The sequence below is a fragment of the Micromonospora echinofusca genome, from assembly GCF_900091445.1.
Taxonomy (GTDB): domain Bacteria; phylum Actinomycetota; class Actinomycetes; order Mycobacteriales; family Micromonosporaceae; genus Micromonospora; species Micromonospora echinofusca.
Window position 1 is genome coordinate 5,852,083 of the sequence record NZ_LT607733.1, and the last position, 26,821, is coordinate 5,878,903.

Below are 26,821 nucleotides of genomic sequence, written 5' to 3' on the forward strand. Positions count from 1 at the left end.
CGTACGGCAGACCGACAGGCACCCGCCGATGACGTTCTGGGACAGTGGTGCGGCACGGACGGACCGGATGGGTGAGGATGGTGGGCATGCCGCTGTTCTCCCGCTCCGGGCGGTCCGTACTCGGGCGGACCGTCGGCACCGGCATCAAGGCCGTCCGCCTGCTGTTCCGGGGCTCGGTCAGCGGTGGGCGCTGGATGACCCGCCGGGCGGGCCGGGCGCGCGCCCGGGGCGCCGGGGGCGAGGTCGGCATGGTCCGCCTCTTCGACCTGCACGCGCTCTCCTGCGCCGGCGACACGCTGATCGCCATCGGCCTCGCCGGGACGATCTTCTTCAACGTCCCGCTCGGCGAGGCACGCAGCAAGGTCGCGCTCTACCTGCTGGTGACCATGGTGCCGTTCGCCATGCTCGCCCCGGTGGTCGGCCCGCTGCTCGACCACTTCCGCCACGGCCGCCGGTACGCGCTGGCCGCCACCATGCTCGGCCGGGCCTTCCTGGCCTGGCTGATCTCCGACTACATCCACGGCTTCGGCCTCTACCCGGCGGCCTTCGGCGTGCTGGCGCTCTCCCGGGCGTACGGGGTGGCCCGCTCGGCGGCGGTCCCGCGCCTGCTGCCCGAGGGGCTGGGTCTGTCCCAGGTGGGCGCCCGGGCCAGCGTCTACGGCACGGTGGCCGGCGCCCTGGTCGCCCCGATCGGGCTGGCCGCCTTCTGGTTCGGGCCGCAGTGGCCACTCCGGGTCGCCTCGGTCATCTTCCTGGTCGGCATGGTGATCTCCCTGCGGCTGCCGCCGAAGGCCGACTCCGAGCCGCCGGAGCGGGTGCCCCGACCGCTGCGGGCGCTCGGCCGACGCGGCGGCGACCGCCCGCTGGGGCGGGGACGACCGGCGGGCCGGCTCGTGATCGCCACCCTGATCGGCGCCGCGACGCTGCGCGGCCTGTACGGCTTCCTGCTGCTCTTCCTCGCCTTCGCGATCAAGGCCGGCGACCTGACCACCGTCGTCTTCGGCCGCGACCTGGGCGACGAGGGGGCGCTGGGCCTCGTCGGCGCGGCGCTGGCCGTGGGCACCTTCCTCGCCACCGCGATCGGCACCCGGCTGCGCATCCACCGACCCGTGGCGATCCAGTCCAGCGGCATGATCATCGTGGGCGGGGTGGCGGTCCTCGCGGCGCTGATGTTCTCGCTGCCGATGGTCGCCCTGCTCTGTCTGGTGGCCGCGCTGGTCAGCGGCATCGCCAAGCTCGCCGTGGACGCCTCGATCCAGGAGCGCATCCCGGAACGGCTGCGGGCCAGCTCGTTCGCCCACTCCGAGACCGTGCTGATGCTCGCGTTCGTCGCCGGGGGCGGGCTGGGGCTCGTCCCCTTCGACGGCCGGATCGGCATCGCCGTCGCCGCCGGGGTCGGCACGCTGGCCGCCGTGCGCGGCGTGGTGGTGGCGGGCCGCCTGCGTGCCGAGCGGCTGGCCGGCCGCCCGCTCGCCGACGACGAACTGGCCGACGACGCGGGCGGGGACGACGGCAGCGGCGGGAACGACGGGCGCGACACGGCCGGCGCGCACACCGGCACGGCAGACGCGACCGGCACGCGCGGCACGGGCAGCGGCGCCGGCGCGCGCACCGAGGCGGAGGCCGGTCCCGAGACCGGGGTCGCGCCCGTCTCGCCCGCCCCGGCGCAGGGCGGCCGGCCGCTGGACGACCCGTCCCTGGCCCCGCCCGGGTACCACATCTACCGGCCGTCCTCCGCCGTCGCCGGGACGGGCGGAGCGGACGACGAGACCCGCCGGGAGCCGCAGGGACCCCTGCCGTGACGGGCCTGCTGGTCGTCACGGCGGTGCCCGCCGAGGCCGAGGCGGTCCGCGCGGGCCTTCCGGACCCGTCGACGGCGGTGCTGCCGGTGGGGGTCGGGCCCGCCGTCGCCGCCGCCACCACCGCCCGGCTGCTGGCGCTCGCCGAGGCGGCCGGGCGCCCGTACCGCGGTGTGGTCAGTGCGGGCGTGGCGGGCGGCTTCGCCGGCCGGGCGGACGTCGGCGCGACGGTGCTGGGCTCCGTGTCCGTCGCCGCCGACCTGGGTGCCGAGTCGCCGGCGGGCTTCCTCCCGGTGGACGAGCTGGGCATGCCGCCGGAGTGGCTCGGTGGCGGCCTCGCGCTCGCCGCCGATCCGGGGCTGCTGGCCGCCCTGCGGGCCGGGCTGCCGACGGCGACGGTGGGCGCGGTGCTCACCGTCAGCACGGTGACCGGCACCGCTGCGAGCACGGACGCCCTGCGCCGGCGCCACCCCGACGCCGTCGCCGAGGCCATGGAGGGGTACGGCGTGGCCGTCGCCGCCGCGCAGGCCGGCGTCCCGTTCGCCGAGCTGCGTACCGTCTCCAACCCCGTCGGTCCCCGCGACCGCGACGCCTGGCGCATGCGCGAGGCGCTCGCCGCCCTCACCACCGCCGCCGCGGCCCTGACCTGAACCCGCCTACGCCGAGGGCCAGTTCGCAGCCGCGGGCCGACGGTCGAGGCGCAGGGCCCACGGCCGGCTCGTCTTGAACTGGTATCCGCAGGCGAGCAGCAGATCGACGCCGGTGTCCTCGGCGATCGCGTGGGCGGTGCGGATGCCGGAGCGATCCATCTCGTCGGCCAGCAACCCGACCAACCGGCGCCCGATGCCGAGCCGTCGACAGCCCTCCGCGACGAGAACACCGTCGAGCACGACCTCCCGTTCCTCACCCGGATCGTCGCCGTCGACCAGGTGCGGGCTGCGCTCGTGGGCCCGCAGCTCACCCACCAGCTCCCCGCCCGGCAGTTCCGCCACGAACCGCCACGACGTCGCCGGCAGGCCGCCGCCAGTCACGCGACGCAGCCGTACCGTCCGCTGGATCTCCATGGCACGTCGACGCCGGTCCCGGTGGCGACGATTCCGCTCGTACGTGGCCGGTGGCAGCGGTAGCGGCCAGCGCGCCGGGGGAAGGTTGTACCAGTTCGCCCACCAGGCACCCGGCCAGTCCTTCGGCTCCTTGACCTCCCAGACGTCGAGGTGAGCCGGGTACCGACGCCCTGCTTCGTCCCGCAGCGCCTCGTGCGGCACCGGTGGCAGCACCCGGTCGGCGGTCGCGGAGGTGTCGCGTACGCCGACTGCCACCTCCCCGCCGGCGGCCCGGAGGAGCCGTTCCACCGTACGGAACCGCGGGTCGGTAGCCCGGCCCGACTCGATCCGGGCCAGGGTCGCCTGGGGCACCCCCGACCGCTCGGCCAGTTCCCGCTGGCTCAGGTCCGCTCGGCGTCGTAGCGCCCGCAGGGCCGCACCAAGGTCGACGGCATCCGTCAGCTCTGCCACGACAACATGCTCCCGGTGCAACGCCTCGCCCTCAACACCCGTCCGCAGCCTGTGGATAAGCTTGTGGACAACGTTGACGCCAAGGGGTCGACCCACGGCACCGGACCGTCCACCGATCGGAACAGCCGCTCAAGGACGAGGACAGGACTCCTTCGCGACGCTGTCGAGCTGAATCGTCTACGACATCAGGCACCGCTGCGCGCGGCGCGTCCCAGGTGTCCCGCCCTGGCAGGGAGAAGAGCCGTGACCGCAGCGGCGATGAGGCAGCGGGCCGGGAGTGGGCGGCGGACGCGAGCAAGGCTGAATCGTCTACGACATCAGCTCGAAAGGACGCGTCAGGCAGGATCCGGCCGGCAGAGCGGAAGAGGTCAGGCGGGCGCGGCGGAGCGGATCCGGGTCACACCGGCGCTGGCGCGGTCGGGCGCTGGCACAGGGCGGGGATACGGTGAGGGCGTGGCGCTCTCGCTGGCTATCTCGCCCTGCCCCAACGACACGTTCGTCTTCCACGCCCTGGTGCACGGCCTCGTGCCCGGCGCCCCGCCGGTCGACGTCACGTACGCCGACGTGGACGTGACCAACACGGCTGCCGAGCGGGGGGCGTTCGACCTGGTCAAGGTGAGCTACGCGGCGCTGCCGTGGCTGCTGGACGACTACCACCTGCTGCCCTGCGGGGGTGCGCTCGGCCGTGGCTGCGGTCCGCTGGTGCTGACCCGCGGCGACCGCGGCCCCGGCCAGCCCGACGGCTCCGGCCGCGCCGACCTGAGTGGTGCCACGGTGGCGGTGCCGGGCGACCGGACCACGGCGTACCTGCTCTTCCGGCTCTGGGCTGCCGAGCGGCCCCCCGCGCGGATCGAGGTCGTGCCGTTCCACGAGATCATGCCGGGCGTCGCGGCCGGCCGGTACGACGCCGGGCTGGTCATCCACGAGGCCCGGTTCACCTACCCGCGGCACGGCCTGACCGCCCTGGTCGACCTCGGCGAGTGGTGGGAGGCCGACACCGGCCTGCCCATCCCCCTCGGGGCCATCCTGGCCCGGCGCGGCGCCGTCGACCCGGAGGCCGCCGCCGGGTGGGTCCGCGAGTCGGTGCGCCGGGCCTGGGCCGATCCCGCCGCCAGCCGGGAGTACGTGCTGGCGCACGCCCAGGAGATGGAGCCCGACGTGGTGGACCGGCACATCGGGCTCTACGTGAACGAGTTCACCGCCGACCTGGGGGACGCGGGGTTCGCCGCCGTCCAGGCGTTGCTCGGCCGGGCCGCCGACGCCGGGCTGGTGCCTCAGACCTCCAGCTCGTTGGCGACCGCGTGGACCAGCTGAGCGATCTTCTGCGCCGTCTTGCGGTCCGGGAAGCGACCCCGGCGCAGGTCCGGCTGGACCTTCGCCTCCAGCACCTTGATCATGTCCTCGACGAGGCCGTGCAGCTCCTCCGCCGGCCGGCGGCGCAACTCCGCCATCGACGGCGGGGCGTCGAGCAGCTTGACCCCCATCGCCTGCGAGCCCCGGCGGCTGTCCACCACGCTGAAGTCGACCCGCTGACCGCCCTTGAGGTCGGTGACACCCGTCGGTAGCGCGCCCTTGGGCAGGAACACGTCGCCACCTTCGTCGCTGGTGACGAACCCGTATCCCTTGGCCGCGTCAAACCACTTCACTCGACCCGTCGGCACCTGAGAACCCCTGCTTCGCTTGAGCTTGAGACGTCTACCGCTCCAAGGCTAGCCGGATCATCCCGTCGAGCGCCGCCGGGAATCCGGTGAGATCGTCCAGCACCACCGCCGCCCCGGCCGCGCGCAGCTCGTCGGGGGTGCACGGGCCGGTGGCGACCGCGATCCCGGGTACGCCCGCCGCCCCCGCGGCCGCCATGTCGGCCACGTGGTCGCCGACGTAGTGGGTCGCGCCGTGCTGCCGCAGCGCGGTCGCCTTCCCCTCCGCGAACAGGTCGCCGGCCACCTCGTCGACCACCAGCCCGAGGTGGTCGAGGTGCAGCCGGGCCAGGCGGCCGTGCTTGGCGGTCACCACCAGCGCGCGACCTCCGCTGTCGCGTACGGCGTCGAGCGCGGCGACGGCGCCGGGGAGCGGGACCGTGGGGGTGATGGCGTACGCCGGGTAGAGCTCGCGGTACGCCCGGACGGCCTCGTCGACCTGCTCTGGCGGGAACCAGCGGGCGATCTCGGTACGCAGCGGCGGGCCGAGCCGCGACACGACGGCCTCGACGTCCACGTACACGCCCGTGCGGGCGATCAACGCCCGGAAGGTGTCGGCGATGCCGGGACGCGAGTCGACGAGGGTCATGTCGAGGTCGAAGCCGACCGTGAGCGCTGCCATGCGGAAGAACGTACCCGCCCATCCCCGGGTCAGCCGGACGTCCGAGGGGCGCGAGGACCACCTGCCGGGCTAGCGTGGAACGACGATGACCACCTCACTCGCCGACCACCTGCGGTCGCTGCCCGACGAGTCGCTCGCCGCCCTCCTCCAGCTGCGGCCGGACCTCGTCGTACCCGTGCCGGCCGACGTCTCCGCGCTCGCCACCCGGGCCCAGTCCCGGGTCTCGGTGGCTCGCGCCCTCGACGCGCTGGACCAGTTCACCCTGCTGATGCTGGACGCCGCCCGGCTGACCCGGGACGCGGCCGAGCAGACCACCTCCACCGACGCGGTCCTCGCCATGGCGACCGCCGGGCCGCAGCCGCCCGCCCCCACCACCGTCCGCGCCGCCGTGCACCGGCTGCGCGCGCTCTTCGTGCTGTACGGCCCCGAGCACGCCCTGCGCGTGGTGGCGAGCGTCGACGAGGTCTCCCCGTACCCGGCGGGGCTGGGGCGACCGGCGACGGAGCTGGACGCGCGGGCGGCGGCGCTCTGCGCGGACCCGGCGAAGCTGCGGCGGACGCTGCTGGCCGCGCCGCCCTCGGCCCGGGCGATCCTGGACCGGCTGGCCGCCGGACCGCCGGTCGGCAGCGTGCCGGCGGGCGCGTTGCAGGCGCCCGCGCTCGGCGCGGAGGACGACCTGCCGCCGGACCCGACCAACGGCGGCGCGCCCACCGGCTCGCCGGTGCGCTGGCTCGTCGACCACCACCTGCTGGTGCCGGTCTCCGGCGGCCGGGCCGGCGTCACGGGCACCGTCGAGCTGCCCCGCGAGGTGGGCCTGCTGCTGCGCCGCGACAGCGGCCCGCTCGGCCCGCTGTGCAGCAGCCCACCGCCCGTGGCCGCCGCGCCGCGCGAGCCGAAGGCCGCCGACTCCGCCGGGGCCGGGCAGACCATGGAGGTGGTACGCCACACCGAGGCGCTGCTGGAGCAGCTCGCCGCCGAACCGGCTCCGGTGCTGCGCTCGGGCGGCCTGGGCGTCCGTGACCTGCGCCGACTCGCCAAGGCCGTCGGGTTGGACGAGCCGGCGGCGGCCCTGCTGCTGGAGACGGCGTACGCGGGCGGGCTCGTCGGCGAGATCGACCTGCCCGGGGCCACCACCACCCGGCACGGCGCCGACCAGCAGGTCCTGCCCACCGCCGGGTACGAGGTGTGGCGGGCCGGGACGCTCGCGCAGCGCTGGGAGCAGCTCGCCCGGGCCTGGCTGACCATGACCCGGCAGGCCGGGCTGGTGGGGCAGCGCGACGACCGGGACCGGCCGATCACGGTGCTCTCCGCCGAGGCGGAACGGGCCGGCGCGCCGGCCGCCCGACGGGCAGTGCTGGAGGTTCTCGCCGACCTGGAACCGGCCACCGGACCCACCCCCGAGGAGGTGCTGGCGCTGCTCGACTGGCGGGCGCCACGGCGCAGCCGGGGGCGGGAGGCCGCGCACCGGGAGGTGCTGGCCGAGGCGGCCACGCTGGGCGTGACGGGGCTGGGGGCGCTCACCTCGTACGGGCGGCTGCTGCTCGCCGACGTGACGGCGGCCGACGAGCGGGGCGGCGACGACCCGCTCGGGCTGCATTCGGACGCCGAGAGCGGCGACGCGTCCAACGCCGTACGCGCGCTCGACGCGCTGCTGCCCGCCCCGGTCGACCACTTCCTCGTGCAGGCGGACCTGACGGTGGTGGTGCCCGGCCCGCCCGATCCGGCGCTGGCCGCCGAGCTGGAGGTGGTGGCGGAGCACGAGTCGGCCGGTGGGGCGAGCGTGCACCGGGTCACCCCGGCGAGCGTGCGCCGGGCCCTGGACGCCGGCTACTCGGCCGACGACCTGCACGCCCTGTTCCGACGGCGGTCCCGCACCCCCGTCCCGCAGGGGCTGACGTACCTGGTGGACGACGTGGCCCGCAAGCACGGCGGGCTGCGGGTCGGCTCCGCCGGTGGGTACGTGCGCAGCGACGACGAGGCCCTGCTGACGGAGGTGCTCGCCGACCGGCGGTTGGAGCCGCTGGCGCTGCGCCGGCTGGCGCCGACGGTGCTGTCGACGCCGTACCAGGTGGGTCGGATGCTGATGGCGCTGCGCGACGCCGGGTACGCCCCGGTGCCGGAGGACGCGAGCGGGGCCGCGGTGCTGGCCCGCCCGAAGACCCGGCGGGCCCCGGCCCGGGTGCCGGTGACGACCAGGACGCTCGACCCGCTGACCGCACCGAAGCTGGCGATGCCCCGCCTGCTGGGAGTGGTGGAGCAGATCCGGCGCGGCGACGCGGCGGCGCGGGCCGCACGGCGGGCGCCGGCCGTGGTCCGGGGCGGGGTGGGGCGCACCGGTCCGGCGCCGGTGCTCTCCCACAGCGACGCGATCGCCGTGCTCCAGCAGGCGGTCCGGGACCGGGCGCTGGTCTGGGTGGGTTACGTCGACGCGCACGGGGCGACCGCGTCCCGGCTCGTCCGGCCGGTCTCCATGGGCGCGGGCTACCTGCGCGCCGAGGACGACCGCACGGAGATGCTGCACACCTTCGCCCTGCACCGGATCACGGCGGCGGTGCTGGAGGACTGAGCGGGTCGGGTCAGCGGCGGCTGCGGCGTACCGTGCCGACGACGGAGACGATCAGCAGGAGCGTGAACCCGGCGCCGGCGGACTCGCCGACCGAGTCGACGAAGCCCTGTTCGAGCACCAGCCAGCCGAAGAGGAACCAGCCGACGAGCACCACCGCCGCCATCGCGTACGCGACCACGGTGGCGGTGGAGACCTCCTCGACGGGCGACCGGTCGTGCGCGGGACTGTGCTCCGGGATCACTTCTCGGTCGACCGTCATTCCCAGCCTCCCCGTCCGGTTCGACGCCTGACGTCCAGCGTGACACCGCCGTGGCGCGAGTGACAGGGGATAAAGCCCGGATCGGACGAGTTGTGCGATGTCTCAGAGGCGTGTCGGGGCGGTTCAGGTGCCCCGGGCGGCTCAGGTGCCGGGGCGCCGCCCGACCAGCACGACCTTGCTGCCCACCTTGCCCAGCTCCCAGAAGCGGACGGCGTCGCCGGGGAGCAGGTTGACGCAGCCGTGCGAGCCGATCGACTTCTCGTGCAGGTAGGTGGTGGTCTGGTGGAAGCCCATGCCCCGGGTGAAGTGCTGCCAGTACGGCAGCCACACCTCGTACGGGTCGGACCACTCCTTGACGTTGCGGTAGTTGATCGTGAACGTGCCGGCCGGGGTGCGGTAGCCGGGCATGCCGGTGCGGGTGACGGTCGGCTTGACGAGCACCCTGCCGTTGCGCATGACCCAGGTGGTCTGCCGGGTCAGGTCGATGCAGAAGGTGGTGCCCGAGCCGGCCCGGCAGCGCGCCGTGTCGGTGGTGGCGAGCCGCTTAGCCACGTCGTGGGTCGTGGGGCCGGCGCGGCCGTGGGCGGGGCGGATGTCGTACCGCTTCTGGAACTTCTTGATGGCCGCGCAGTCGGCGGCGGACTGGCGGCCGTCGACGGTCACCCGCCCGAACCCGCCCAGCCGGGCGAGGTACGCCTCCACCGCGCGCTGGTGCTCGCCCTGCGGGCAGCCGGCGGCGGACGGCGACGTGGTGGGTCTCGTCGCGGGGCGCGTCGGCTTCACCGTGGGGCGCGTCGGTGCCGGCGTGCCCCGCGTCGGCTTGACCTTGGGCTTCGGCGGCGCCGTGCTCGGCCGCGCCCGCTGGTCCGGCCCGGGCGCACCGCTCGCCCCCGTTACCCGCTCCGCAGCCCCGGCCGCGACGGGTCCCCCGCCCCCGCCGCCGTCGGCCTGCGGATCGAACGTGCACGCACCGGCACCGACCAGCGTGACCACTGCCAGAGCGACGAGCCGGCTGCTGATCCGGACGTGTTTCATGCTGCCTCCCTGACAGGTGTCCCCTTTGCTAGACGTTGCGAGTGCCGCTCCGGTTGCTCCAGGTGAGCAGATTTTTCTGCCGTCACCCGGGTGCGTGCAACACTGGTGGGTCGGCCTGGGCGGGTCAGTCGCCTCCCGGACAGCCGGCGACCCGAGGCGGAGGAGAGGCACTGGCGTGAGCGGTGGACCCCTGATCGTGCAGTCGGACAAGACCCTGCTGCTGGAGATCGACCACCCCGACGCGCAGGCGTGCCGGATGGCCATCGCGCCCTTCGCCGAGCTGGAGCGCTCCCCCGAGCACGTGCACACCTACCGGCTGACCCCGCTCGGGTTGTGGAACGCGCGCGCCGCCGGCCACGACGCCGAGGGCGTGGTCGACTCCCTGATCAAGTACTCGCGCTACCCGGTGCCGCACGCGCTGCTGGTCGACGTGGCCGAGACGATGGACCGGTACGGCCGCCTCCAACTCGCCAACGACCCGGCGCACGGCCTGGTGCTGCGGGCACTGGACCGGGTGGTGCTGATCGAGGTAGCGAAGAGCAAGAAGCTCGCCGGGATGCTCGGCGCGAAGCTCGACGACGACACGATCGCGGTGCACCCGTCGGAGCGCGGCCGGCTCAAGCAGGCACTGCTCAAGCTGGGCTGGCCGGCGGAGGACCTGGCCGGCTACGTCGACGGCGAGGCGCACCCCATCGAGCTGGCCGAGGCCGGCAAGGACGGCGGGAAGCCGTGGACGCTGCGGTCGTACCAGCGGGAGGCCGTGGAGGCGTTCTGGGCCGGCGGGTCGGGCGTCGTGGTGCTGCCGTGCGGCGCCGGCAAGACGCTGGTCGGGGCGGCGGCGATGGCCGAGGCGAAGGCGACCACGCTGATCCTCGTCACGAACACGGTCGCCGGGCGGCAGTGGAAGCGCGAGCTGATCGCGCGCACGTCGCTGACCGAGGAGGAGATCGGCGAGTACTCGGGCGAGCGCAAGGAGATCCGCCCGGTCACCATCGCCACGTACCAGGTGCTCACCTCGCGCAAGAAGGGCGCGTTCACCCACCTGGACCTGTTCGGGGCCCGCGACTGGGGCCTGGTCGTCTACGACGAGGTGCACCTGCTGCCCGCGCCGATCTTCCGCTTCACGGCGGACCTCCAGGCCCGCCGCCGGCTGGGCCTCACGGCGACTCTGGTACGCGAGGACGGCCGCGAGGGCGACGTGTTCAGCCTGATCGGCCCGAAGCGGTACGACGCGCCGTGGAAGGACATCGAGCAGCAGGGCTGGATCGCCCCGGCCCAGTGCACCGAGGTACGCGTGACCCTCACCGACGCGGAGCGCATGTCGTACGCGACGGCGGAGGCCGAGGAGCGCTACCGGATGGCGGCGACCGCCCGCACGAAGCTGCCCGTGGTGAAGGCGCTGGTGGACCGGCACCCGGACGAGCAGGTGCTCGTCATCGGCGGCTACATCGACCAGCTCCACCAGCTCGGCGAATACCTGGACGCCCCGATCGTGCAGGGCTCGACCACCAACAAGGAACGCGAGCGGCTCTTCGACGCGTTCCGCTCCGGCGAGGTACGCACGCTGGTCATCTCGAAGGTCGGCAACTTCTCCATCGACCTGCCCGAGGCGGCCGTGGCGATCCAGGTGTCGGGCACGTTCGGGTCACGGCAGGAGGAGGCGCAGCGGCTGGGGCGGGTGCTGCGTCCCAAGGCCGACGGCCGCCAGGCGCACTTCTACACGGTCGTCTCCCGCGACACCATCGACACCGAGTACGCGGCCCACCGGCAGCGCTTCCTGGCCGAGCAGGGGTACGCGTACACGATCGTCGACGCCGACGACGTGCTCGGCCCGAAGCTACCCACGGTCGACTGACAGTTCTGCGGTCAGGCGGCTCGGAGCTTGCGGAGGACGTACTGGTTGAGGCTCATCCCGTCCTCGGCTGCCTGGATGGCGAGTTCCCGGTGCAGACTCTCTCCGACACGCAGGTTGAACTTGCCTGAATAGCTACGCTCGGCGAACGGCTGCGGCACCGCTTCGCCCTGCTCCTGCATGTCCTCAATCACCTCGCGCAACAGGTCCTGAAGCCCCTGCAGAGCCTCGATCTGGGAGGAAGCCAGCCAGGAGAGTGAGGGAAACTCGGCGCATGTGGCGACGAACTCGCGGTCCTCGGCGGACCAGGTGACGCGGTAGGTGTAGTGGGTGATCTCGGGACGGGGATCGGTTTGCATCACATGGCCTCCTTCTTGTCGATCGCCTTGAGCACCTGCCCGGACCTGGTACGCCTTCGCCTTACCCTTGTCGTTCTGAATGTTCACACGTGGGTCGCCGGCCCAGGGCGTCTTGAACACCGCGTGAGAGCTGCCAGCTTGGCGCGGCTTCCCGAAGTAGTGTTCGCATGCCCGGTAGAGATCGTTGCAAGCGATGTTCTGCTGGCTTGTCCGCATCGCTGCAACGACCTTGTCTATGGACGCCACGCGGCCGATGGTACTGCGGGCGGTACCATAATCGCAAGCACCTCACGGTGTACGGGCACCAGGGAGTGGGACAACCAGGACAGCGCCCAAGCGGTGCTCGGGGTCATACGCGGCCGCACTCGAACGCTTCCCGAACGCACTGGAGTCCTCGCTCCGGTCCCTGCCCTGGCTCTATCCCGATCGCGGGGAGGACTTCCCGGACCAGCCGAGCAGCAACCATGTTGCGGTGATCACCATCAACACCAGAGCGGGACCGGCCACGACCTCCGTCACGACAGCCCAGGCCGGAAACGGGCCACCGTCGTTCGGGACGCTCACGAGAAAGCCGCCATATGCGGACCGGACGAGGATCGGACCGGTCCACAGATGAAGCAGGGCGCGGCCGGGCCTGACCCGATGACGAACCAGCAGCCCACCGGCGGCGAACAGAACGGCCGCGCCGGTCACCGAGGTGACCACCAGCATCAGCAGCAGGACGACATCCATTCCGCCGCCGTACATCGCCTCCGCGTCAAGCGCGTCACGAAGGACGATGCGGGCTCCGCTCGCTGATTGCGCAAGACCCAACGCACCACCAGCGAACAGCAGGAGGGAAGGACGCACGGGGCACGCTATCAAGCTGGACGGGGAACGAATCGCGTCCATGTGGACGGGAATTCCGGCTCACCGGCTCAGGACGGTCTCCCGTTCCATGTGGGACAGCTTCTCGGGATTGCGTACGGCGTAGATCCCGGTGATGAGGCCGCCGTCGACGCGCACGGCCAGGACCGTGTCCATCTCGCCCTTGAGGTGGAGGATCAGCGCCGGGTGGCCGTTGACCTGTGCCGGCCGCCACGACGTGGTGCCCGCGACCTTGCCCCATCCGCCGGCCAGCAGGCGGGCCACCTTGTCGGCTCCGAGGATGGGCCGCAGGACTGCCTGCTTGATGCCGCCACCGTCGCCGAGCAGGACCACGTCCGGCGCGAGGATGTCGAGCAGGCTCTGCAGGTCGCCGGTCTCGACCGCCCGCTGGAACGCGTCGAGCGCGTACCGGGTCTCGGCCGCGGAGACGACGCGGCGGGGCCGGCGCGCCGCGACGTGTGCCCGTGCCCGGTGGGCGATCTGCCGGACAGCGGCGGGGTTCTTGTCGACGGCTTCGGCGATCTCGTCGTACCCGAGGTCGAACACCTCGCGCAGCACGAACACCGCCCGTTCGGTCGGTGCCAGCGTCTCCAGCACCAGCAGCATCGCCATCGAGACGCTGTCGGCCAGCGCGACGTCCTCGGCGACGTCCGGAGCGGTGAGCAGCGGCTCGGGCAGCCAGGGGCCGACGTAGGACTCCCTGCGGCGGCTGAGCGTACGCAGTCGGCCGAGTGCCTGACGGGTGGTGACGCGGACCAGGTAGGCGCGCTGGTCCCGGACCGTGCCCAGGTCGACGCCCGCCCACCGCAGCCAGGTCTCCTGGAGGACGTCCTCCGCGTCGGCGGCCGAGCCGAGCATCTCGTACGCGACGGTGAAGAGCAGGTTGCGGTGGGCGAGGAACGCCTCGGTGGCCGGGTCCGGGCGATCGTCGGCAGCGGTCTGCGGCGTACCCACCATGGGTGCCTCCTGTTCCCTCGCGACTGCGTCACCCATCAGATGCCGGACCGGGCCGTTCTGTGACACCTCCGGCTGTGGCAGTCGTCACCCCGGCCGCGCCGTCACGCGGCGCTGCACGCCGGCATCTCGTGTCCGTCCAACCGAACCCCAGGAGTGAAGGACGGAAGCATGGACGCCCGATTCAACTTGTTCGACAACGAGGTCGCCGGGAAGTTCGCCAAGCGGTTCGCGAACGCCGGCCTGGTGATCCAGCAGTCGCCGCTGCCCAAGGCCACGCAGGAGCTGGTGTCGCTGCGGGCCAGCCAGATCAACGGCTGCGGCTGGTGCATCGACATGCACACCAAGGAGGCCGCGGCGGCCGGCGAGAGCGCGGTCCGGCTCAACCTGGTCGCCGCCTGGCGCGAGTCCACCGTCTTCACCGAGGCCGAGCAGGCCGCGCTGGCGCTCGCCGAGGAGGGCACCCGGCTCGCCGACGCCTACCAGGGCGTGTCCGACGAGACCTGGGCCGAGGTACGCAAGCACTACGACGACGACCAGGTCGCCGCGCTGGTCGCGCTGGTCGCCCTGATCAACGCGGCCAATCGCCTCGCCGTGATCGTGCATCAGCGGGGCGGTTCCTACCAGCCGGGCATGTTCGCCGCCGCGTTCGACTGAATCGAGATCCGGCCCGGCCCGGGATCAGCCGGTCCGGGCCGACGGTGGCGGCCGGTCGACGACCGGCCGCCACCCGCGCACTGCGTCAGCCGGCGCCGCCGGCCCGGAACGCGACCCAGGCGTCGCTCATCCGGTCCGCCTGGCCCGGCGTGAACATGTTCATGCAGGAGTCCTGCGTGTAGTCCATGAAGTTGTGGATCGGGTCCAGCCCGGGTGCGGTGCAGGTGTCCGCGCCGACCGGGCAGTTGAACTGCGGCGTCGCCTCGCGCGGGGTGTCCGCGACGAAGTCGCCGGAAGCCGAGCAGCCGTGCGCGAAGGTGTGCTCCAGCATCAGCCAGTGCCCGACCTCGTGCGTCAGCGTGTCACCGAGGGCGTACTTGCCGGCTGTGCCGCCCGGCATCGACTCGTCGAGCATCACCACGCCGTCGATGAAGTCACGGCCGTTGTTGTAGCCCTTCGGGAAGTACGCCCAGCCGAGCAGGCCACCGCCGATGTTGGCCGCGTACACGTTGAGGGTCTCGGAGTCGCCGGTGTGCAGCGCCTTCTTCATGTCGCGCTCGTTCTTGCCCGGCACGACGGTGTACCAGGCGCTGTTCACCGTCCACGTCGTGTCGACGAGGTCGAACCGGAACGGCGTGTCGGAGGCGTTGGCGGCGGTGCGGCCCGCGAACGAGTCGTTGAGCACCTTCATCTGCGCCGCGATCAGGGTGTTCCACCTGGTCGTCTCGGCAGCGGTGAGCGGGTGGTCGGAGATCATGTGGAAGACCGTCGGCACCGTGACGCTGCCGTTGGCCAGGCGCGGGGCGTCCTTGATGACGCCGTAGGCGTTCGCCTCGTTCTTGGAGTACAGCTCCGGCTCCTGGGCGGTGGCGCCCTCGGCGAGGCGGGCCGCGCCGTGCCCGTGGGCGTCCGGCTCGCACTCGGCGCCACCCGGGGAGACGGGCACGGGCGCCGCCGATACCGCGCCGTAGGCGCCACCGGACGCCAGGAGCGTCGCGGCGGTGGCGGTGAGGACCGCAAGTCGGAAGATCGGTCTCCTGTGCATCGGTGCACCTTTCAGGAGGATGAGGGCGGTGCGGAGTCGACGCGGGGTTGCCACGACCAGGTCGATGGCGTCGTCTTCCCGGTATGAGACCACGCCGATCGCGCATGCAACAGACCTGCGGAAAGGGCCTTTCTTCCCTGTAACGCCAGGGGGCCGGGGAGCGCTGATCGAAGGCGCGCGGGGCGTTCCGCGGGCCGCGCCGCGCCTCTTCGGGACGTACCGGCGAGGCTCGTTTCGTCCTTTCGGACGGCTACGGTCGGCGGACCCGGTAGTAGAGGTGGGTGACCCGGTCGCCCGCGACGACCGTCGGGTCGGACAGCTCGACGGGGGCGTCGCGGACGTGGTCGAAGAACGGTACGCCGTCGCCGAGGAGCACCGGCACCAGGTTGACCCGGATCTCGTCGAGCAGCCCGGCCGCCAGGCACTGGCGGGCGATGCTGCCGCCGTTGACCGCGACCCAGCGCCCGCCGGCCAGCTCGCGGGCCCGCCCGACGGCAGCCTCGACGCCCTCGGTGACGAAGGTGAACGGCGCGCCCGGCCGGGGCCAGCCGTCCGGCACGTGGTGGGTGACGACCACGACCGGCTTGTCCATGGGGTGCCGGCCGTCCCAGCCGCCGACGAGGTCGAACAGCCGCCGGCCGACGACCAGGGCGCCGGTGTCGTCCAGGGTGTGCCGCAGGTGCCCGGCGCTCGCCTGCGAGGTGCGGAACGTCATCTCCGGCTTGGCGGTCGCGGTGGCGACGTCGCCGTTGCCGTACCACTGGAAGAGCCGGTCGAAGCCGGTCTCGCCCGGGCCGGCGATGTAGCCGTCCAGCGACATGCTCGCCTCGGTGTAGACCCCGCCCATCTACAACACCCGGGTGATCTGCTCGGCGGCGATCCGGGCGTCGAGCCGGGCCGGGTCGAGGTTGGCGCAGAGCACCACCGACGCGCCGACGGCCAGCGGGGCCAGCAGCCAGTACACGGGCTGCTCGTGCTCGGCGACGTCGACCAGCAGCCGGTCGCCTGCCCGCAGGTCGAGCCGCTCGGCGACGGCCAGCGCGACGCTGCCCCACTGGCGGTAGCTCGTGCCGTCGGGGCTGGCCGCGTGGGCGCTGGTCAGCGGGGCGGACGCGGGCAGCGCGTCGGTGTGCCGGCCCACCTCCGCGAGCCAGTCCCGGTATTCCTCGGAAGCGGGGGCGCGCGGGGTGACGCCGAGGGAGAGGACGAAGCGGTGCCGCGCCTCGGGCACGTCCTCCAGCCAGTCGTCGAGCCGCTCGGCGCTGACGAAGACGGCGTCGTACGGCTCGTCGGCGCCCGGCTCGACCGGCGGCAGGCCGGCGGTCGCCCGGGGCCGGAAGGACACCGCCACCCCGGCCGACCAGGCGCCCAGCAGCACGGCGGCGCTCTGCCAGTGCGCCGGGAGCAGTACGGCCGCCCGGTCGCCGACGCCCAGCTCGCAGCCCTCGCGCAGCAGCCCGGCGGCCCGCGCCGCCCAGCCGCCCAGTTCCGTGGCGGTCAGGTCGACCCGCTCACCGGTCGCGTCGTCGAGGTAGGTGAGCAGCGGCAGGTCCAGCTTGGTCGCCCGGCCCTCGGCCAGCGGCTCCCGGACGAGGGCATCGGTCATGTTCATGGCGCACTCCTCGGCAGGCTGCGGCCAGCCTACTCAACCGTCGACGGGCCGGAACGGCATCGCCGCGCCGGTCCCGGGCATTGACCGGCGTTGCCACACTCGTGGCGCGGACGGTCCGCCGAGGCCCAGGGAGGCTGCACATGCAGACGGACGAACGAGTGCCCCGGGCCCGTCGAGGCAGGACGCTGCGGGGCGCGGTGGCGCTGGTCGTGCTGCTCGCCGGGGCGGCCCTGGCCCGGCCGGCGCCCGCCGCGGCGGACCGGCTGCCGGATCCCAACCCCACGGTGACCGCCACGGTGTGGGCGCACTCCCCGACCACGGCCGAGTACCGCATCACCGGCGGCTACAGCGCCCACTCCGGCGACGGCGACGTCGTCGTGCGGCGCACCGGCACCGGGGCGTACACGGTGGTGCTGGAGGGGGCGGCGACCAGCGGCGGGGTGACGCACGCGGTGGCGTACGGCGGCGGGCCGGTCTTCTGCACGGTGGTGAGCTGGTACCGCAGCCCGATCGGTGCCCCCGACCTGCTGATCCAGGTGCGCTGCTTCGCCGCGACCGGCAGCCCCGTGGACAGCCGCTTCGTGGCCACCTTCACCAACGTCCGGCAGGTCGGCCAGGGCCGGCTGGCGTGGTTCGTCACCGACCAGGCGCAGCCGACCGGCGTACGCACCCTGCCCGCCGCCTACCGCTACGACTCGACCGGCGGCACGATCTCCTACGAGCGCCTCGACAAGGGCCGGTACCGCTTCCTGATGAATCCGAACCCGCCCAGCGAGGGCGGGGCGACCTTCCCGATGGCGCACGTGACCGCGCTGGGCGGCACCGCCGTGCACTGCCAGCTCGATCCGCCGGACGTGTGGGTGGTGCACTGCGCGAACGCCGCCGGCAACCCCGTGGACGCCCGCTTCGTGGTCACCTACGGCTCCCGGGTGGACCTGCTGGGCCGGGCGTTCGGGCCGCGCTTCGCCAGCGGCGTGTTCTACGGCGAGGACGTACGCGACACCTGGATCGGCGGGGAGAGCTACAACTCGACGATCCCGGGCTTCGGCGGCGCGGCGGGCACGGTGCTCGGCACCGGCCGCTACCAGGCGCGTTTCGCCGGCACCGGGACCGGCTACGGCACCGCCTTCGTGAACTCCTTCGCGACCAGTCTGGGGCGTCCGCCGCGCGGCTACTGCGTACTGGCCGGCTGGTCCCCGTCCGGGGCCGACACCCTGGTCTCGGTCAACTGCTACGCCTGGCTGGGCGTGCCGGCCAACCTGAACGCGCGGATCTCGTACACCACCTGGCCGGCCGCCTGACGCCGCTGCCCGGCCGGCCCGCTCCCGCCGGCCGGGTGCTGTCAGGGGGCGGGCAGTTCGGGGCCGCCGTCGAGCAGCGGGGCCAGCAGGTCGCCCTGCTTCTCCACCCGCTTGAGCACCTCGCCCGCCGTGTACGGCTTCGTCGCCGGCCGCTTCCCCGCCGCGCCCGCCTCGACCTCGTCCCAGGTCAGCGGGGTGGAGACGGACGGCACGGACTGCGCCCGCAGCGAGTACGGCGACACGGTCGTCTTGGCCGCGTTGTTCTGGCTCCAGTCGATGAAGACCTTGCCCAGCCGCAGGTTCTTCGCCATCTTCGACACGACGAGCTTCGGGTGCGCCCGCTCCAGCTCCTGCGCGATCCGTTTGGCGTAGGCCGAGACGTCCTCGGCGTCCTGGGTGCCGGCGACCGGGCAGCACAGCTGCATGCCCTTCTTCCCGGACGTCTTCGGATAGCTGTCGATGCCGTCGTCGGCGAGCCGGTCGCGCATCAGCAGCGCCACCTGGCAGCACTGGCGCAGCGCCGCCGGCGGCCCGGGATCGAGGTCGACGACCATCATGTCGGGATGCTCGCCGACCTTCCACTGGGGTGTGTGCAGTTCCAGCGCGGCGAGGTTCGCCAGCCAGACCAGGGTGGGCAGGTCGTCGGCGACCACGTAGTCGATGGTGTCCCGGCCCTTGCTGGACCCGGGCGCGGGCAGCGTCTCGGTGCGTACCCAGCCGGGGGTGGCGGCCGGGGCGTTCTTCTCGAAGAACGAGCCGCCCGTGACGCCGTTGGGGAAGCGGATGCGGGTGAGCGCCCGGTCGGCGAGGTGCGGCAGGAGCACCGGGGCGATACGGGTGTAGTAGTCGATCACCTCGCCCTTGGTGAAGCCGGCGTCGGGATAGAGCACCTTGTCCAGGTTGGACAGCTCCAGCGCGCGCCCCTCGACGTCCACCCGGAACCGCTCAGCCGGCATCGTCGACCTCCTCGGCGGGTTTGTCCGGCCGCAGCCGGAGCACCCGGGGGAACCGCAGTCGCCCGTCCGGGGTGCGCTGGCCGTACTTCACCTCCACCACGACCCGTGGTGTTACCCAGATCGCGCCCCGGGCATCCTCGCGCGGCACGTCCCCGGCGAACGGCGACGCGCCGCTGCGCAGCGGCTCCAGCTCGCGCAGCAGCTCCCGCTCGATGGCCGCGCCGATGCCGCCACCCACGCGCCCCCGGTAGGTGAGCCGGCCGTCGGGGCCCGGCACCCCGACCAGCAGGCCGCCGATCCGGCGCGCACCGGGCCGCCAGCCGCCGACCACGAAGTCGCCGGTGACCTCCAGCTTGACCTTCATCCAGTCCGGGGAGCGCACGCCCGGCCGGTAGACCGACTCGACCCGCTTGGCCATCACCCCCTCCAGGCCGTGCTCGCCGGCCGCCTCGTAGGTGGCCGGGCCGTCGCCGAAGAGCGGCGACACCGCCCATCGGGCGCCGCCGAGCGCCAGGCCGTCCAGGGCCTCCCGCCGGCGGGCGTACGACCAGCCGGTCAGGTCCTCGCCGTCGAGCCGGAGCAGGTCGAAGATCATGTACGTCACCGGGGCGACCGCCGCCAGCCGGGCGGCCTTGTTGCGGTCGCGCACGTGCATCCGCTCCGCCAGGGCCGTGAACGAGGGCTGGCCGGTCTCGCCGAGCAGCACCACCTCGCCGTCGAGCAGCGCGTCGCCCACCTGCTCGGGCAGGGCGGCCAGCTCCGGGTAAGCGACGGTGATCTCCACGCCGCTGCGGGCGTACAGGTGCTGCCGGCCACCGGAGATGTCAGCCAGCGCGCGGACGCCGTCCCACTTGAACTCGTAGGCCCAGCCGGCACCCGCCGGGAGCTGCCCGGTCATCGCGAGCATCGGCTTGAGCGGCGCGCCGGGCACGTCCCGACTGTACTTGCGCACCGAAGCGCTCGCGTGGCCTTCGATCATTTGCGATCCTGGGCTGTACCGGCGAGAGGAGCACGGGGATGCGGGCCATCTGGAAGGGAGCCGTCTCGTTCGGCCTCGTCTCGATCGGGGTCAAGCTCTACTCGGCCACCGAGGAGAAGGACATCCGCTTCCACCAGGTGCACCGGGAGGACGGCGGCCGCATCCGCTACAAGCGCACCTGCCAGGTCTGCGGCGAGGAGGTCACCTACGACGACATCGCCAAGGGCTACGACATCGGCGGCGGCGAGATGGTGATCCTCACCGACGAGGACTTCGCCGAGCTGCCGCTGTCCAGCTCGCGCGCGATCGACGTGCTGGAGTTCGTCCCCGCCGAGCAGGTCGACCCGATCCTCTACAACAAGGCGTACTTCCTGGAGCCGGAGGGCACCGCCACCAAGCCGTACGTGCTGCTGCGCGACGCGCTCGCCGACTCGGAACGGGTGGCGATCGTCAAGGTGGCGCTGCGCCAGCGGGAGCAGCTCGCCACGCTGCGGGTCCGCGAGGGCGTGCTGCTGCTCAACACCATGCTCTGGCCGGACGAGATCCGCAAACCCGACTTCGGCTTCCTCGACGAGGACCTGAAGGTCCGCCCGCCGGAGCTGGCGATGGCCAGCTCGCTGATCGACTCGATGGCCGGCGAGTTCGAGCCGGACGCGTTCACCGACGACTACCGGGCGGCATTGCAGGAGGTCATCGACGCCAAGGTGGAGGGCCGCGAGGTCGTCCAGCCGGAGGAGGTCGAGGAGGCGCCGGCCGCAGCGGTGGACCTGATGGCGGCGCTGAAGGCGTCCGTGGAGCGCGCCCGGTCCGCCCGGGGCGAGGCGCCGGCCGGCGGCGGCGGGGAGCCGACCCCGATCTCGGCCGCCCGCTCGGCGCAGAAGAAGGCCGCCGAGAAGAAGGCGGCGAAGGCCCCGGCCAAGAAGACCGCCGAGAAGAAGGCCGCGCCGAAGAAGGCCGCCGCCAAGAAGGCCGCCGAGGGCGAGAAGAAGCCGGCGGCGAAGAAGGCCGCGCCGAAGAAGGCCGCGCCGAAGAAGGCCGCCCGCAAGACCGCCTGACCCCGGTGGTTCGCGTCCCCCGCACGTCGGAGGCGTGGCGTACGCCGAAGGCACCGCGCGGTCCGACGTTTGCCTTGACGCCGGTGGCAAGGTCTAGCGTCGGTCGGGTCGGACGAGGGAGGTCGGATGCTGATCGGTGAACTGGCGGAACGCGCCGGCACGAGCACCCGGGCCCTGCGCTACTACGAGACCCACGGCCTGGTCCGGGCGGCCCGCTCCGCCAACGGCTACCGGGTCTACGACGAGGCGGAGCTGCCCGTCGTACGCGAGATCCGGGCCCTGCTGGCGGTGGGCTTCGGCCTGGACGACATCCGCCCGTTCGTCGCCTGCCTGCGGGCCGGCAACGCCTCCGGTCACGTCTGCCCGGACTCGGTGGCCGTGCTGCGACGCAAGCTGGCCGAGGTCGACGCCGGCATCGACCGGCTGCACGCGGTCCGCCGGGAGCTGCGCGACCAGCTCGCCCACGCCATCACCCACCGGGAGGAAACATGCTCGAGACTGCGTCGGACGGCTCGCTGACCGTCGTCACCGACGACACCTTCGCCACCGTGGTGCTCGCCGCCGACTGCCCGGTCGTGGTCGACTTCTGGGCCGACTGGTGCCCGCCGTGCCGGGCCGTCTCCCGCAGCCTCGCCGAACTCGCCGAGGAGTTCGCCGGGCGGATGGTCGTCGCCACGATCGACACCGACGCCAACCCGGCGGCCACCCGCGCGTACTCGGTGATGTCCCTGCCCACCCTCCTGGTATTCCGCCACGGCACGGTGGTCGGCTCGATCGTCGGGTCCCGCCCCAAGCACCACCTGCGCCAGTCCCTGGCACGGCATCTGGACGGCTGAGCCACCGGCCGGTGTGGGCGGTCTCGCCCGCCACCGGCCACCGCGGGTACGCTCCGCCGGCCCCCGCCGCGAGAGGAACCCCATGCCGTACACCCCCGAGCTGGACCGGCTGCTGACGCCCGGCGCCCGCTTCGCCGACGAGCACGCCACGTACGTCATGGAGGTGCACCCGGTGGGCGACGTCGTGCTGCCGACGGGGCGGGTGGTCGGCTGCGATCCGGTGGCCTGCCCCGAGGACGAACCGTTCACGGTCGAGGTGGCCCCCGGCCGCTACCCGGCGCGGGCGTGGGTCGCCGTGGTTCGGGGCGAGGACACCGAGGCGGACCGGCGGGTGGCCGCCCTCGAACTGGTGATCCACGACGAGCCGGCGGCCCGCTGGGAGATGGCGCTGGTCGGCGACCAGGACGTCGCGGACCTCAAGTCCGACGGCTGGTTCGGCTACGGGGTGGACACCGGCATCGGCACCCTGGCCGACCCCACCGCGCTGGCCGCCCTGGAAACGTGGGACGAGGACGCGGTGACGGACGTCTTCGTCGCGGACGAGCCGGCGGGCGGGCCGGTGCCGGGGCACGTCGCCGCGGTGCTCGACGAGACGACCGGGGCCAACGTGGTGACGGTCTGGTCCGGCTGGGGCGACGGCTGCTACGGCACCTGGATCGGGCGTACGGCGGACGGCCGGGTCACCTCGTTCGTGACCGACTTCATGGTGGTGCCGGGGCCGGCGTGACCTGTGCGGTGGGAGCGGCCACCGTCGAGGGGGCGCGGTGGGCGGCCGGGCGGGTACCGTGTGCGTCGGCTTTCCCCCCGGCACTCCGATGCCGGCCACCACCTTCGCAGCAGGGAGTCGACGCCGTGAGCGAGCGTACGCAGAACCGGTCCCAGAAGTCGGAGCGGCGGCTGGCCGCCCAGTTGGCCGCCCAGAAGGCGGCCGAGGCGAAGCGCCGCCGGCAGGCCTGGGCCGGCGGGCTCGCCGGGGTCGCCGTCGTCGCGGTGCTGATCACCGTCTTCGTGACGATCGGGCGCAACAGCGACGGCGACAAGGACCAGACGGCCGGCGCCCCCTCGGCGGGCCCGTCCGCCAGCGCCCCCGCCGCCGACACGCCCCCCGCCCCGCAGCTGCCGGAGGGGGCCGACCCGGCCCTGGGCAGCAAGCCGACCGTCGCCGCCGGCAAGGGCGAGCTGAAGAAGCTCACCGTGACCCCGCTGATCAAGGGCAAGGGCCCGGCCGTGCAGAAGGGCCAGACGATCACCACGAACTACGTCGGCGTCTTCTACAAGGACGGCAAGGAGTTCGACTCGTCGTGGAACGGCGGGCAGCCGGCGTCCCTCGCCATCGGCGTCGGCCAGGTCATCCCAGGCTGGGACCAGGGCCTCGTCGGGGTGACCGTCGGCAGCCGCGTCCAGCTCGACATCCCGGCCGAGCTGGCGTACGGCACGAACCCTTCCGGCGGCCGTCCGGCCGGCCCGCTGCGCTTCGTGGTGGACGTGCTCGCGGCGCAGTGAGCCGTCGGTCCGCCGGTGACCGGCCCGTTCGTCCCGGCCCGCCCGTGACCGGTCCGTTGCCCCGCGGTGGCGGCCCGGTTCGCCCGGGATGTCGCCCGTTGTTGATGCAGTAGCCCACATGGGGCTTCCGGCCCCTCACCCACTCGCAGTAGGTTCAGCGTCACCCCGGGCGGTCGGCCGTCCGGGGTGACGACCGGACCGGACGCGGAGGTGCACGTGACGGCGCTGGACGAAGCGGGGCGGGCCGCCCGGGTGATGTGGACGCACTACGAGCCCGTCCACGCGATCACCTACTTCCACCCCCGCGCCCGGGCCGCCTTCGAAGCGGTCGGCCTGCGGGGCTTCTGGCGCGGCTACTTCGCCGGCCGGGCCGCGCCGCTGGGGCCCGCCGAGGCCGCGCCGGTCACGGCGGCGTTCTTCAACTTCGCCCCGCACACCGTGGCGCGGGCGCTGCCGGCCGTCTGGCGGCTGGCCACGCCGGAGGAGGCGCTGCGGGCGCGGCTCACGGGCGCGGTGCAGGCGCTGGCCGAGCTGACCTACGAGCTGCCGGAGTCGCACCTGGTCGAGGCGGCCGAGCTGCTGGAGGCCGCCGCCGCCGAGGCGGAGCCGGCCGGCCGGGTGCTGGGCGCCGCCAACGCCGCCCTACCGCGCGGCGAGTACCCGCTGGCCCGGCTCTGGCAGGCCGCCACCACGCTGCGCGAGCAGCGCGGCGACGGGCACATCGCCGCGTTGGTCGCGGCCGACCTCGACCCGGTGGAGACGCTGGCCTGGCGGGTCGCGGTCGACATCTCGCCGCTGAACCTGCTCGGGCGCGGCTGGTCGGAGGAGCAGTGGGCCGCCGCCCGCGCCCGGCTGGCCGAGCGGGGCTGGCTGACCCCCGACGGGGAGCCGACCGAGCAGGGCCGGGCCCGGTTCCAGGCGATCGAGGACGCCACCGACGCCGCCGCCGCCCGCCCGTGGCGGACGCTGGGCCCGGAACGTACGGGTCGGCTGCGCCAACTGCTCGAACCGATCGCGCGCGCCGCGCACACCGTCATCCCCGAGGGCAACCCGATCGGCCTGCCCGCCCTGCGGACCTGACCGCCCGCCGGACCGCTGCCCGCCGCTGCCCACTCGCCTGCGCGCTGCCCGCCCCTGCTCGCCGCCCTGCCGCCCTGCCGCCCGCATGCTCGCCGGCTCGCCGCCCTGCCGCCCGCTGACCGCCGCCGCCTGCCCGCTGGCCGCCGGTGGGGCAGGATGGGTTCGTGGCGGATGCGGTGATCTTCGACCTGGACGGCGTGATCGTGGACTCCGAGCCGGTGTGGGAGGAGGTCCGGCGGGCGTACGTCGCGGCGCACGGCGGCACCTGGCAGCCCGACACGCAGCGCCGGCTGATGGGCATGAGCACCGGCGAGTGGGCGCGCTACCTCAGCGGTGAGCTGGGCGTCGACCGTAGCCCCGAGCAGGTCGCCACCGAGGTCGTCGAGGAGATGACCCGGCGCTACGCGCAGCGCGTACCGCTGATCGACGGGGCCGACGAGATCGTACGCCGGCTGGCCGAACGGTGGCCGCTGGGGCTGGCCAGCTCGTCGCCGACGCGGCTGATCGCGGCGGCGCTGGCCGCGACGGGCCTGACCGGGGTGTTCGGCGCCACGCTGTCGACCGAGGAGACCGAACGGGGCAAGCCTGCGCCCGACGTCTACCTGGCGGTCGCCGAGCGGCTGGGCGTCGACCCGGCCCGCTGCGTGGCCGTGGAGGACTCGTCCAACGGCGTCCGGTCGGCTGCCGCCGCCCGGATGACCGTGGTGGCGGTGCCGCACGGGACGTACCCGCTGGACCCGGACGCCGAACGGCTAGCGGCCGTGGTGCTGGACGCCATCGGCGACCTGACCCCACAGGCCATCGACCGCCTCGGCTAGGCGGCCCACCAGCACACACCACGACGCGCCAAGCGCCAGCGCCAGCGCCAACCCGGTGATCAGGACGCCCTGGACCCTAAACCCGCCCGGTAACGTCCATCGCGTCCTGATCACCGGTGCTCGCAGCGCCCGCACCACCGCAGGGCGGGGTGCTCGCACCGCCCGGCAGGTTGCGCGTCCGGGCGGTGGCGCCCGGGTTGTCCGGGTTGTGGGGGGGCGGGATCGGCATGAGCGGGGATCCGCCGGGTACCGCAGCCGACGGCGCCCCGCCGGGGGCCGCCGGGTGAGGAGACGGGGATGAAGGCGATCGTGTACGAGCGCACCGGCGACGCCTCGGTGCTGCAACTTCTCGACCGGCCGGTGCCGGAGCCCGGCCCCGGCGAGGTCCTGGTGCGGGTGGCCGTGTCGGGGGTGAACCCGACCGACTGGAAGGCGCGCCGGCAGGGGCCGCTGCCCGACGGCTGGCAGACACCCGGGCAGGACGGCGCGGGGGTGATCGAGGCGGTCGGGGAGGGTGTCGACCGGGACCTGATCGGCGAGCGGGTCTGGCTGTGGGAGGCCGCGTGGCAGCGGCCCTGGGGCACCGCGGCCGAGTACACGGTGGTGCCGGTGCGGCAGGCGGTGCCCCTCGGCGACGCCTCCTTCGACCTGGGGGCCTGCCTGGGCATCCCCTTCCTCACCGCGCACCGCTGCCTGACGGCCGGCGAGTACACGCCGGACCGGTTGCACGCGGGCGCGCTCAGCGACCACACGGTGCTCGTGCAGGGCGGGGCGGGCGCGGTGGGCAACGCGGCCATCCAGCTCGCCCGGTGGGCGGACGCCTGCGTGGTCGCCACGGTCAGGAGCCCGGAGAAGGCGCAGTTGGCGGCGGCGGCCGGGGCGTCCTTCGTGATCGACTACCGGCGGCAGGACGTGGTGGAGGAGGTCCGCAAGATCGCGCCCGACGGGGTGCACACGATCGTCGAGGTCTCGCCGGCACGCAACGCCGCCGTCGACGTAAAGCTGCTCCGCCGCGGTGGCGCGGTCTGCGTCTACGCCGACGACGGTGGGGACGAGGTGACCCTGCCGATCCGGCCGTTGATGGCCCCGAACGCGCGGTTCCAGTTCGTGCTCGTCTACACCGAGCCGAAGGCGGCCAAGGCCCAGGCGGTGGTGGACGTGGCTGCCGCGGCTGCCCAGGGCGGGGTCCGGGTGGGCGAGGACGCCGGCCTGCCGCTGCACCACCATCCGCTCTCGGCGGCCGGCGCGGCCCACCAGGCGGTGGAGAACGCGGTGGTCGGCAAGGTGCTGATCACGACCAGCGAGAGCGGGTGACGCCCAGCCTCACGGAAAGCCTTCTGAGGTGGGCAAATTTCCCCATAGTGGGCACAGAGGCGAACAAGTTTCGCAACAATGACGGTGCGGGTCACCCGCATGGAGCGGGCGGCCCCGGCGCGGTGCGAACGCCGGGGCCGC

General features: G+C 73.7%; 27 protein-coding genes and 1 pseudogene. 15 read left to right on the forward strand and 13 right to left on the reverse strand.

Annotated features, from left to right (window positions below; all coding sequences use genetic code 11):
* The first annotated feature begins 86 nt into the window (after nt 1–86).
* Both GA0070610_RS25110 and GA0070610_RS25115 read left to right on the forward strand, forming a co-directional pair.
* Complete coding sequence (locus tag GA0070610_RS25110) at nt 87–1,802, forward strand: MFS transporter (RefSeq protein ID WP_089002325.1); 1,716 nt, start codon at nt 87–89, stop codon at nt 1,800–1,802.
* Nucleotides 1,799–2,449 carry a futalosine hydrolase gene (locus GA0070610_RS25115; protein WP_089002326.1) on the forward strand — a complete coding sequence of 217 codons (651 nt, stop codon included), beginning with the start codon at nt 1,799–1,801 and terminating at the stop codon, nt 2,447–2,449. The genes GA0070610_RS25110 and GA0070610_RS25115 overlap by 4 nt, the downstream gene beginning before the upstream one ends.
* 6 nt (nt 2,450–2,455) lie before the next feature.
* On the opposite strand, the gene GA0070610_RS25120 is transcribed toward GA0070610_RS25115, so the two are convergent.
* Nucleotides 2,456–3,313, reverse strand: a complete 858-nt coding sequence (locus tag GA0070610_RS25120) for a GNAT family N-acetyltransferase (RefSeq protein WP_231925806.1) — start codon at nt 3,311–3,313, stop codon at nt 2,456–2,458.
* Between the two features lie 453 nt (nt 3,314–3,766).
* Here GA0070610_RS25120 and GA0070610_RS25125 point away from each other — a divergent pair, with 453 nt between their 5' ends.
* Nucleotides 3,767–4,627 carry a 1,4-dihydroxy-6-naphthoate synthase gene (locus tag GA0070610_RS25125; RefSeq protein WP_089002327.1) on the forward strand — a complete coding sequence of 287 codons (861 nt, stop codon included), beginning with the start codon at nt 3,767–3,769 and terminating at the stop codon, nt 4,625–4,627.
* Here the strand turns inward: GA0070610_RS25125 and GA0070610_RS25130 are convergent.
* Both GA0070610_RS25130 and GA0070610_RS25135 read right to left on the reverse strand, forming a co-directional pair.
* Complete coding sequence (locus tag GA0070610_RS25130) at nt 4,588–4,974, reverse strand: cold-shock protein (RefSeq protein WP_089002328.1); 387 nt, start codon at nt 4,972–4,974, stop codon at nt 4,588–4,590. The two genes, GA0070610_RS25125 and GA0070610_RS25130, sit on opposite strands and share 40 nt — an antisense overlap.
* 34 nt (nt 4,975–5,008) lie before the next feature.
* A complete protein-coding gene (locus tag GA0070610_RS25135) occupies nt 5,009–5,632 on the reverse strand; it encodes an HAD family hydrolase (protein ID WP_089002329.1) in 624 nt (207 codons plus the stop codon).
* Nucleotides 5,633–5,717: 85 nt separating this feature from the next.
* On the opposite strand from GA0070610_RS25135, the gene GA0070610_RS25140 reads away from it, so the two are divergent.
* Nucleotides 5,718–8,198: a helicase-associated domain-containing protein gene (locus GA0070610_RS25140; protein WP_089002330.1), complete on the forward strand. Its 2,481-nt coding sequence runs from the start codon at nt 5,718–5,720 to the stop codon at nt 8,196–8,198.
* A 10-nt stretch (nt 8,199–8,208) separates the two neighbouring features.
* On the opposite strand, the gene GA0070610_RS25145 is transcribed toward GA0070610_RS25140, so the two are convergent.
* Together GA0070610_RS25145 and GA0070610_RS25150 are read right to left on the reverse strand one after the other, a co-directional pair.
* Nucleotides 8,209–8,457, reverse strand: coding sequence for a hypothetical protein (locus GA0070610_RS25145; protein ID WP_089002331.1), 249 nt, complete (start codon nt 8,455–8,457; stop codon nt 8,209–8,211).
* A 141-nt stretch (nt 8,458–8,598) separates the two neighbouring features.
* Nucleotides 8,599–9,492, reverse strand: a complete 894-nt coding sequence (locus GA0070610_RS25150) for a L,D-transpeptidase family protein (RefSeq protein ID WP_089002332.1) — start codon at nt 9,490–9,492, stop codon at nt 8,599–8,601.
* Between the two features lie 175 nt (nt 9,493–9,667).
* On the opposite strand from GA0070610_RS25150, the gene GA0070610_RS25155 reads away from it, so the two are divergent.
* Complete coding sequence (locus GA0070610_RS25155) at nt 9,668–11,347, forward strand: DNA repair helicase XPB (RefSeq protein WP_089002333.1); 1,680 nt, start codon at nt 9,668–9,670, stop codon at nt 11,345–11,347.
* An 11-nt stretch (nt 11,348–11,358) separates the two neighbouring features.
* Here the strand turns inward: GA0070610_RS25155 and GA0070610_RS31575 are convergent, their stop codons facing one another.
* The 3 genes from GA0070610_RS31575 to GA0070610_RS25170 form a co-directional block, all read right to left on the reverse strand.
* Entirely contained in the window at nt 11,359–11,949 is a 591-nt protein-coding gene (locus GA0070610_RS31575; RefSeq protein ID WP_231925807.1) for a type II toxin-antitoxin system HicB family antitoxin, read from the reverse strand.
* Nucleotides 11,950–12,120: 171 nt separating this feature from the next.
* Nucleotides 12,121–12,552: a hypothetical protein gene (locus GA0070610_RS25165; protein ID WP_157747229.1), complete on the reverse strand. Its 432-nt coding sequence runs from the start codon at nt 12,550–12,552 to the stop codon at nt 12,121–12,123.
* Nucleotides 12,553–12,612: 60 nt separating this feature from the next.
* Nucleotides 12,613–13,527, reverse strand: coding sequence for an RNA polymerase sigma-70 factor (locus tag GA0070610_RS25170; RefSeq protein WP_089002335.1), 915 nt, complete (start codon nt 13,525–13,527; stop codon nt 12,613–12,615).
* A gap of 168 nt (nt 13,528–13,695) precedes the next feature.
* On the opposite strand from GA0070610_RS25170, the gene GA0070610_RS25175 reads away from it, so the two are divergent.
* On the forward strand, nt 13,696–14,181 hold the full coding sequence (locus GA0070610_RS25175) for a carboxymuconolactone decarboxylase family protein (RefSeq protein ID WP_089002336.1): 486 nt from the start codon (nt 13,696–13,698) through the stop codon (nt 14,179–14,181).
* 85 nt (nt 14,182–14,266) lie between these two features.
* On the opposite strand, the gene GA0070610_RS25180 is transcribed toward GA0070610_RS25175, so the two are convergent.
* From GA0070610_RS25180 to GA0070610_RS25190, 3 genes are all read right to left on the reverse strand, one after another.
* Nucleotides 14,267–15,226, reverse strand: coding sequence for a zinc metalloprotease (locus tag GA0070610_RS25180; protein WP_089002337.1), 960 nt, complete (start codon nt 15,224–15,226; stop codon nt 14,267–14,269).
* 250 nt (nt 15,227–15,476) lie between these two features.
* A complete protein-coding gene (locus GA0070610_RS25185) occupies nt 15,477–16,073 on the reverse strand; it encodes a dihydrofolate reductase family protein (protein ID WP_089002338.1) in 597 nt (198 codons plus the stop codon).
* Nucleotides 16,074–16,838: a TIGR03089 family protein gene (locus tag GA0070610_RS25190; RefSeq protein ID WP_331716481.1), complete on the reverse strand. Its 765-nt coding sequence runs from the start codon at nt 16,836–16,838 to the stop codon at nt 16,074–16,076.
* A gap of 140 nt (nt 16,839–16,978) precedes the next feature.
* On the opposite strand from GA0070610_RS25190, the gene GA0070610_RS25195 reads away from it, so the two are divergent.
* Nucleotides 16,979–18,139: a hypothetical protein gene (locus tag GA0070610_RS25195; protein WP_157747230.1), complete on the forward strand. Its 1,161-nt coding sequence runs from the start codon at nt 16,979–16,981 to the stop codon at nt 18,137–18,139.
* A 41-nt stretch (nt 18,140–18,180) separates the two neighbouring features.
* Here GA0070610_RS25195 and ligD (GA0070610_RS25200) read toward each other — a convergent pair whose 3' ends face one another.
* On the reverse strand, nt 18,181–19,095 hold the full coding sequence (ligD, locus tag GA0070610_RS25200) for a non-homologous end-joining DNA ligase (protein WP_089002340.1): 915 nt from the start codon (nt 19,093–19,095) through the stop codon (nt 18,181–18,183).
* The gene (gene ligD, locus GA0070610_RS25205) at nt 19,085–20,026 is read right to left on the reverse strand and encodes a non-homologous end-joining DNA ligase (RefSeq protein ID WP_089003728.1); all 942 of its coding nucleotides are present in this window, start codon (nt 20,024–20,026) and stop codon (nt 19,085–19,087) included. Before ligD (GA0070610_RS25205) ends, ligD (GA0070610_RS25200) begins: the two co-directional genes overlap by 11 nt.
* A gap of 86 nt (nt 20,027–20,112) precedes the next feature.
* Here ligD (GA0070610_RS25205) and ku point away from each other — a divergent pair, with 86 nt between their 5' ends.
* From ku to GA0070610_RS25245, 8 genes and pseudogenes are all read left to right on the forward strand, one after another.
* Nucleotides 20,113–21,129, forward strand: coding sequence for a non-homologous end joining protein Ku (gene ku / locus GA0070610_RS25210; RefSeq protein ID WP_089002341.1), 1,017 nt, complete (start codon nt 20,113–20,115; stop codon nt 21,127–21,129).
* 126 nt (nt 21,130–21,255) lie between these two features.
* Nucleotides 21,256–21,648, forward strand: a complete 393-nt coding sequence (locus GA0070610_RS25215; RefSeq protein WP_089002342.1) for a MerR family transcriptional regulator — start codon at nt 21,256–21,258, stop codon at nt 21,646–21,648.
* On the forward strand, nt 21,618–21,965 hold the full coding sequence (locus tag GA0070610_RS25220) for a thioredoxin family protein (RefSeq protein ID WP_089002343.1): 348 nt from the start codon (nt 21,618–21,620) through the stop codon (nt 21,963–21,965). Before GA0070610_RS25215 ends, GA0070610_RS25220 begins: the two co-directional genes overlap by 31 nt.
* Nucleotides 21,966–22,047: 82 nt before the next feature.
* The gene (locus tag GA0070610_RS25225) at nt 22,048–22,692 is read left to right on the forward strand and encodes a DUF4241 domain-containing protein (protein WP_089002344.1); all 645 of its coding nucleotides are present in this window, start codon (nt 22,048–22,050) and stop codon (nt 22,690–22,692) included.
* 88 nt (nt 22,693–22,780) lie between these two features.
* A pseudogene (locus GA0070610_RS25230) lies at nt 22,781–23,468 on the forward strand (FKBP-type peptidyl-prolyl cis-trans isomerase).
* A gap of 255 nt (nt 23,469–23,723) precedes the next feature.
* The gene (locus tag GA0070610_RS25235) at nt 23,724–24,548 is read left to right on the forward strand and encodes an SCO6745 family protein (protein ID WP_089003729.1); all 825 of its coding nucleotides are present in this window, start codon (nt 23,724–23,726) and stop codon (nt 24,546–24,548) included.
* Nucleotides 24,549–24,712: 164 nt separating this feature from the next.
* The gene (locus tag GA0070610_RS25240; protein WP_089002346.1) at nt 24,713–25,366 is read left to right on the forward strand and encodes an HAD family hydrolase; all 654 of its coding nucleotides are present in this window, start codon (nt 24,713–24,715) and stop codon (nt 25,364–25,366) included.
* A 297-nt stretch (nt 25,367–25,663) separates the two neighbouring features.
* Nucleotides 25,664–26,680, forward strand: coding sequence for an NADPH:quinone reductase (locus GA0070610_RS25245; protein ID WP_089002347.1), 1,017 nt, complete (start codon nt 25,664–25,666; stop codon nt 26,678–26,680).
* Nucleotides 26,681–26,821 lie beyond the last annotated feature (141 nt).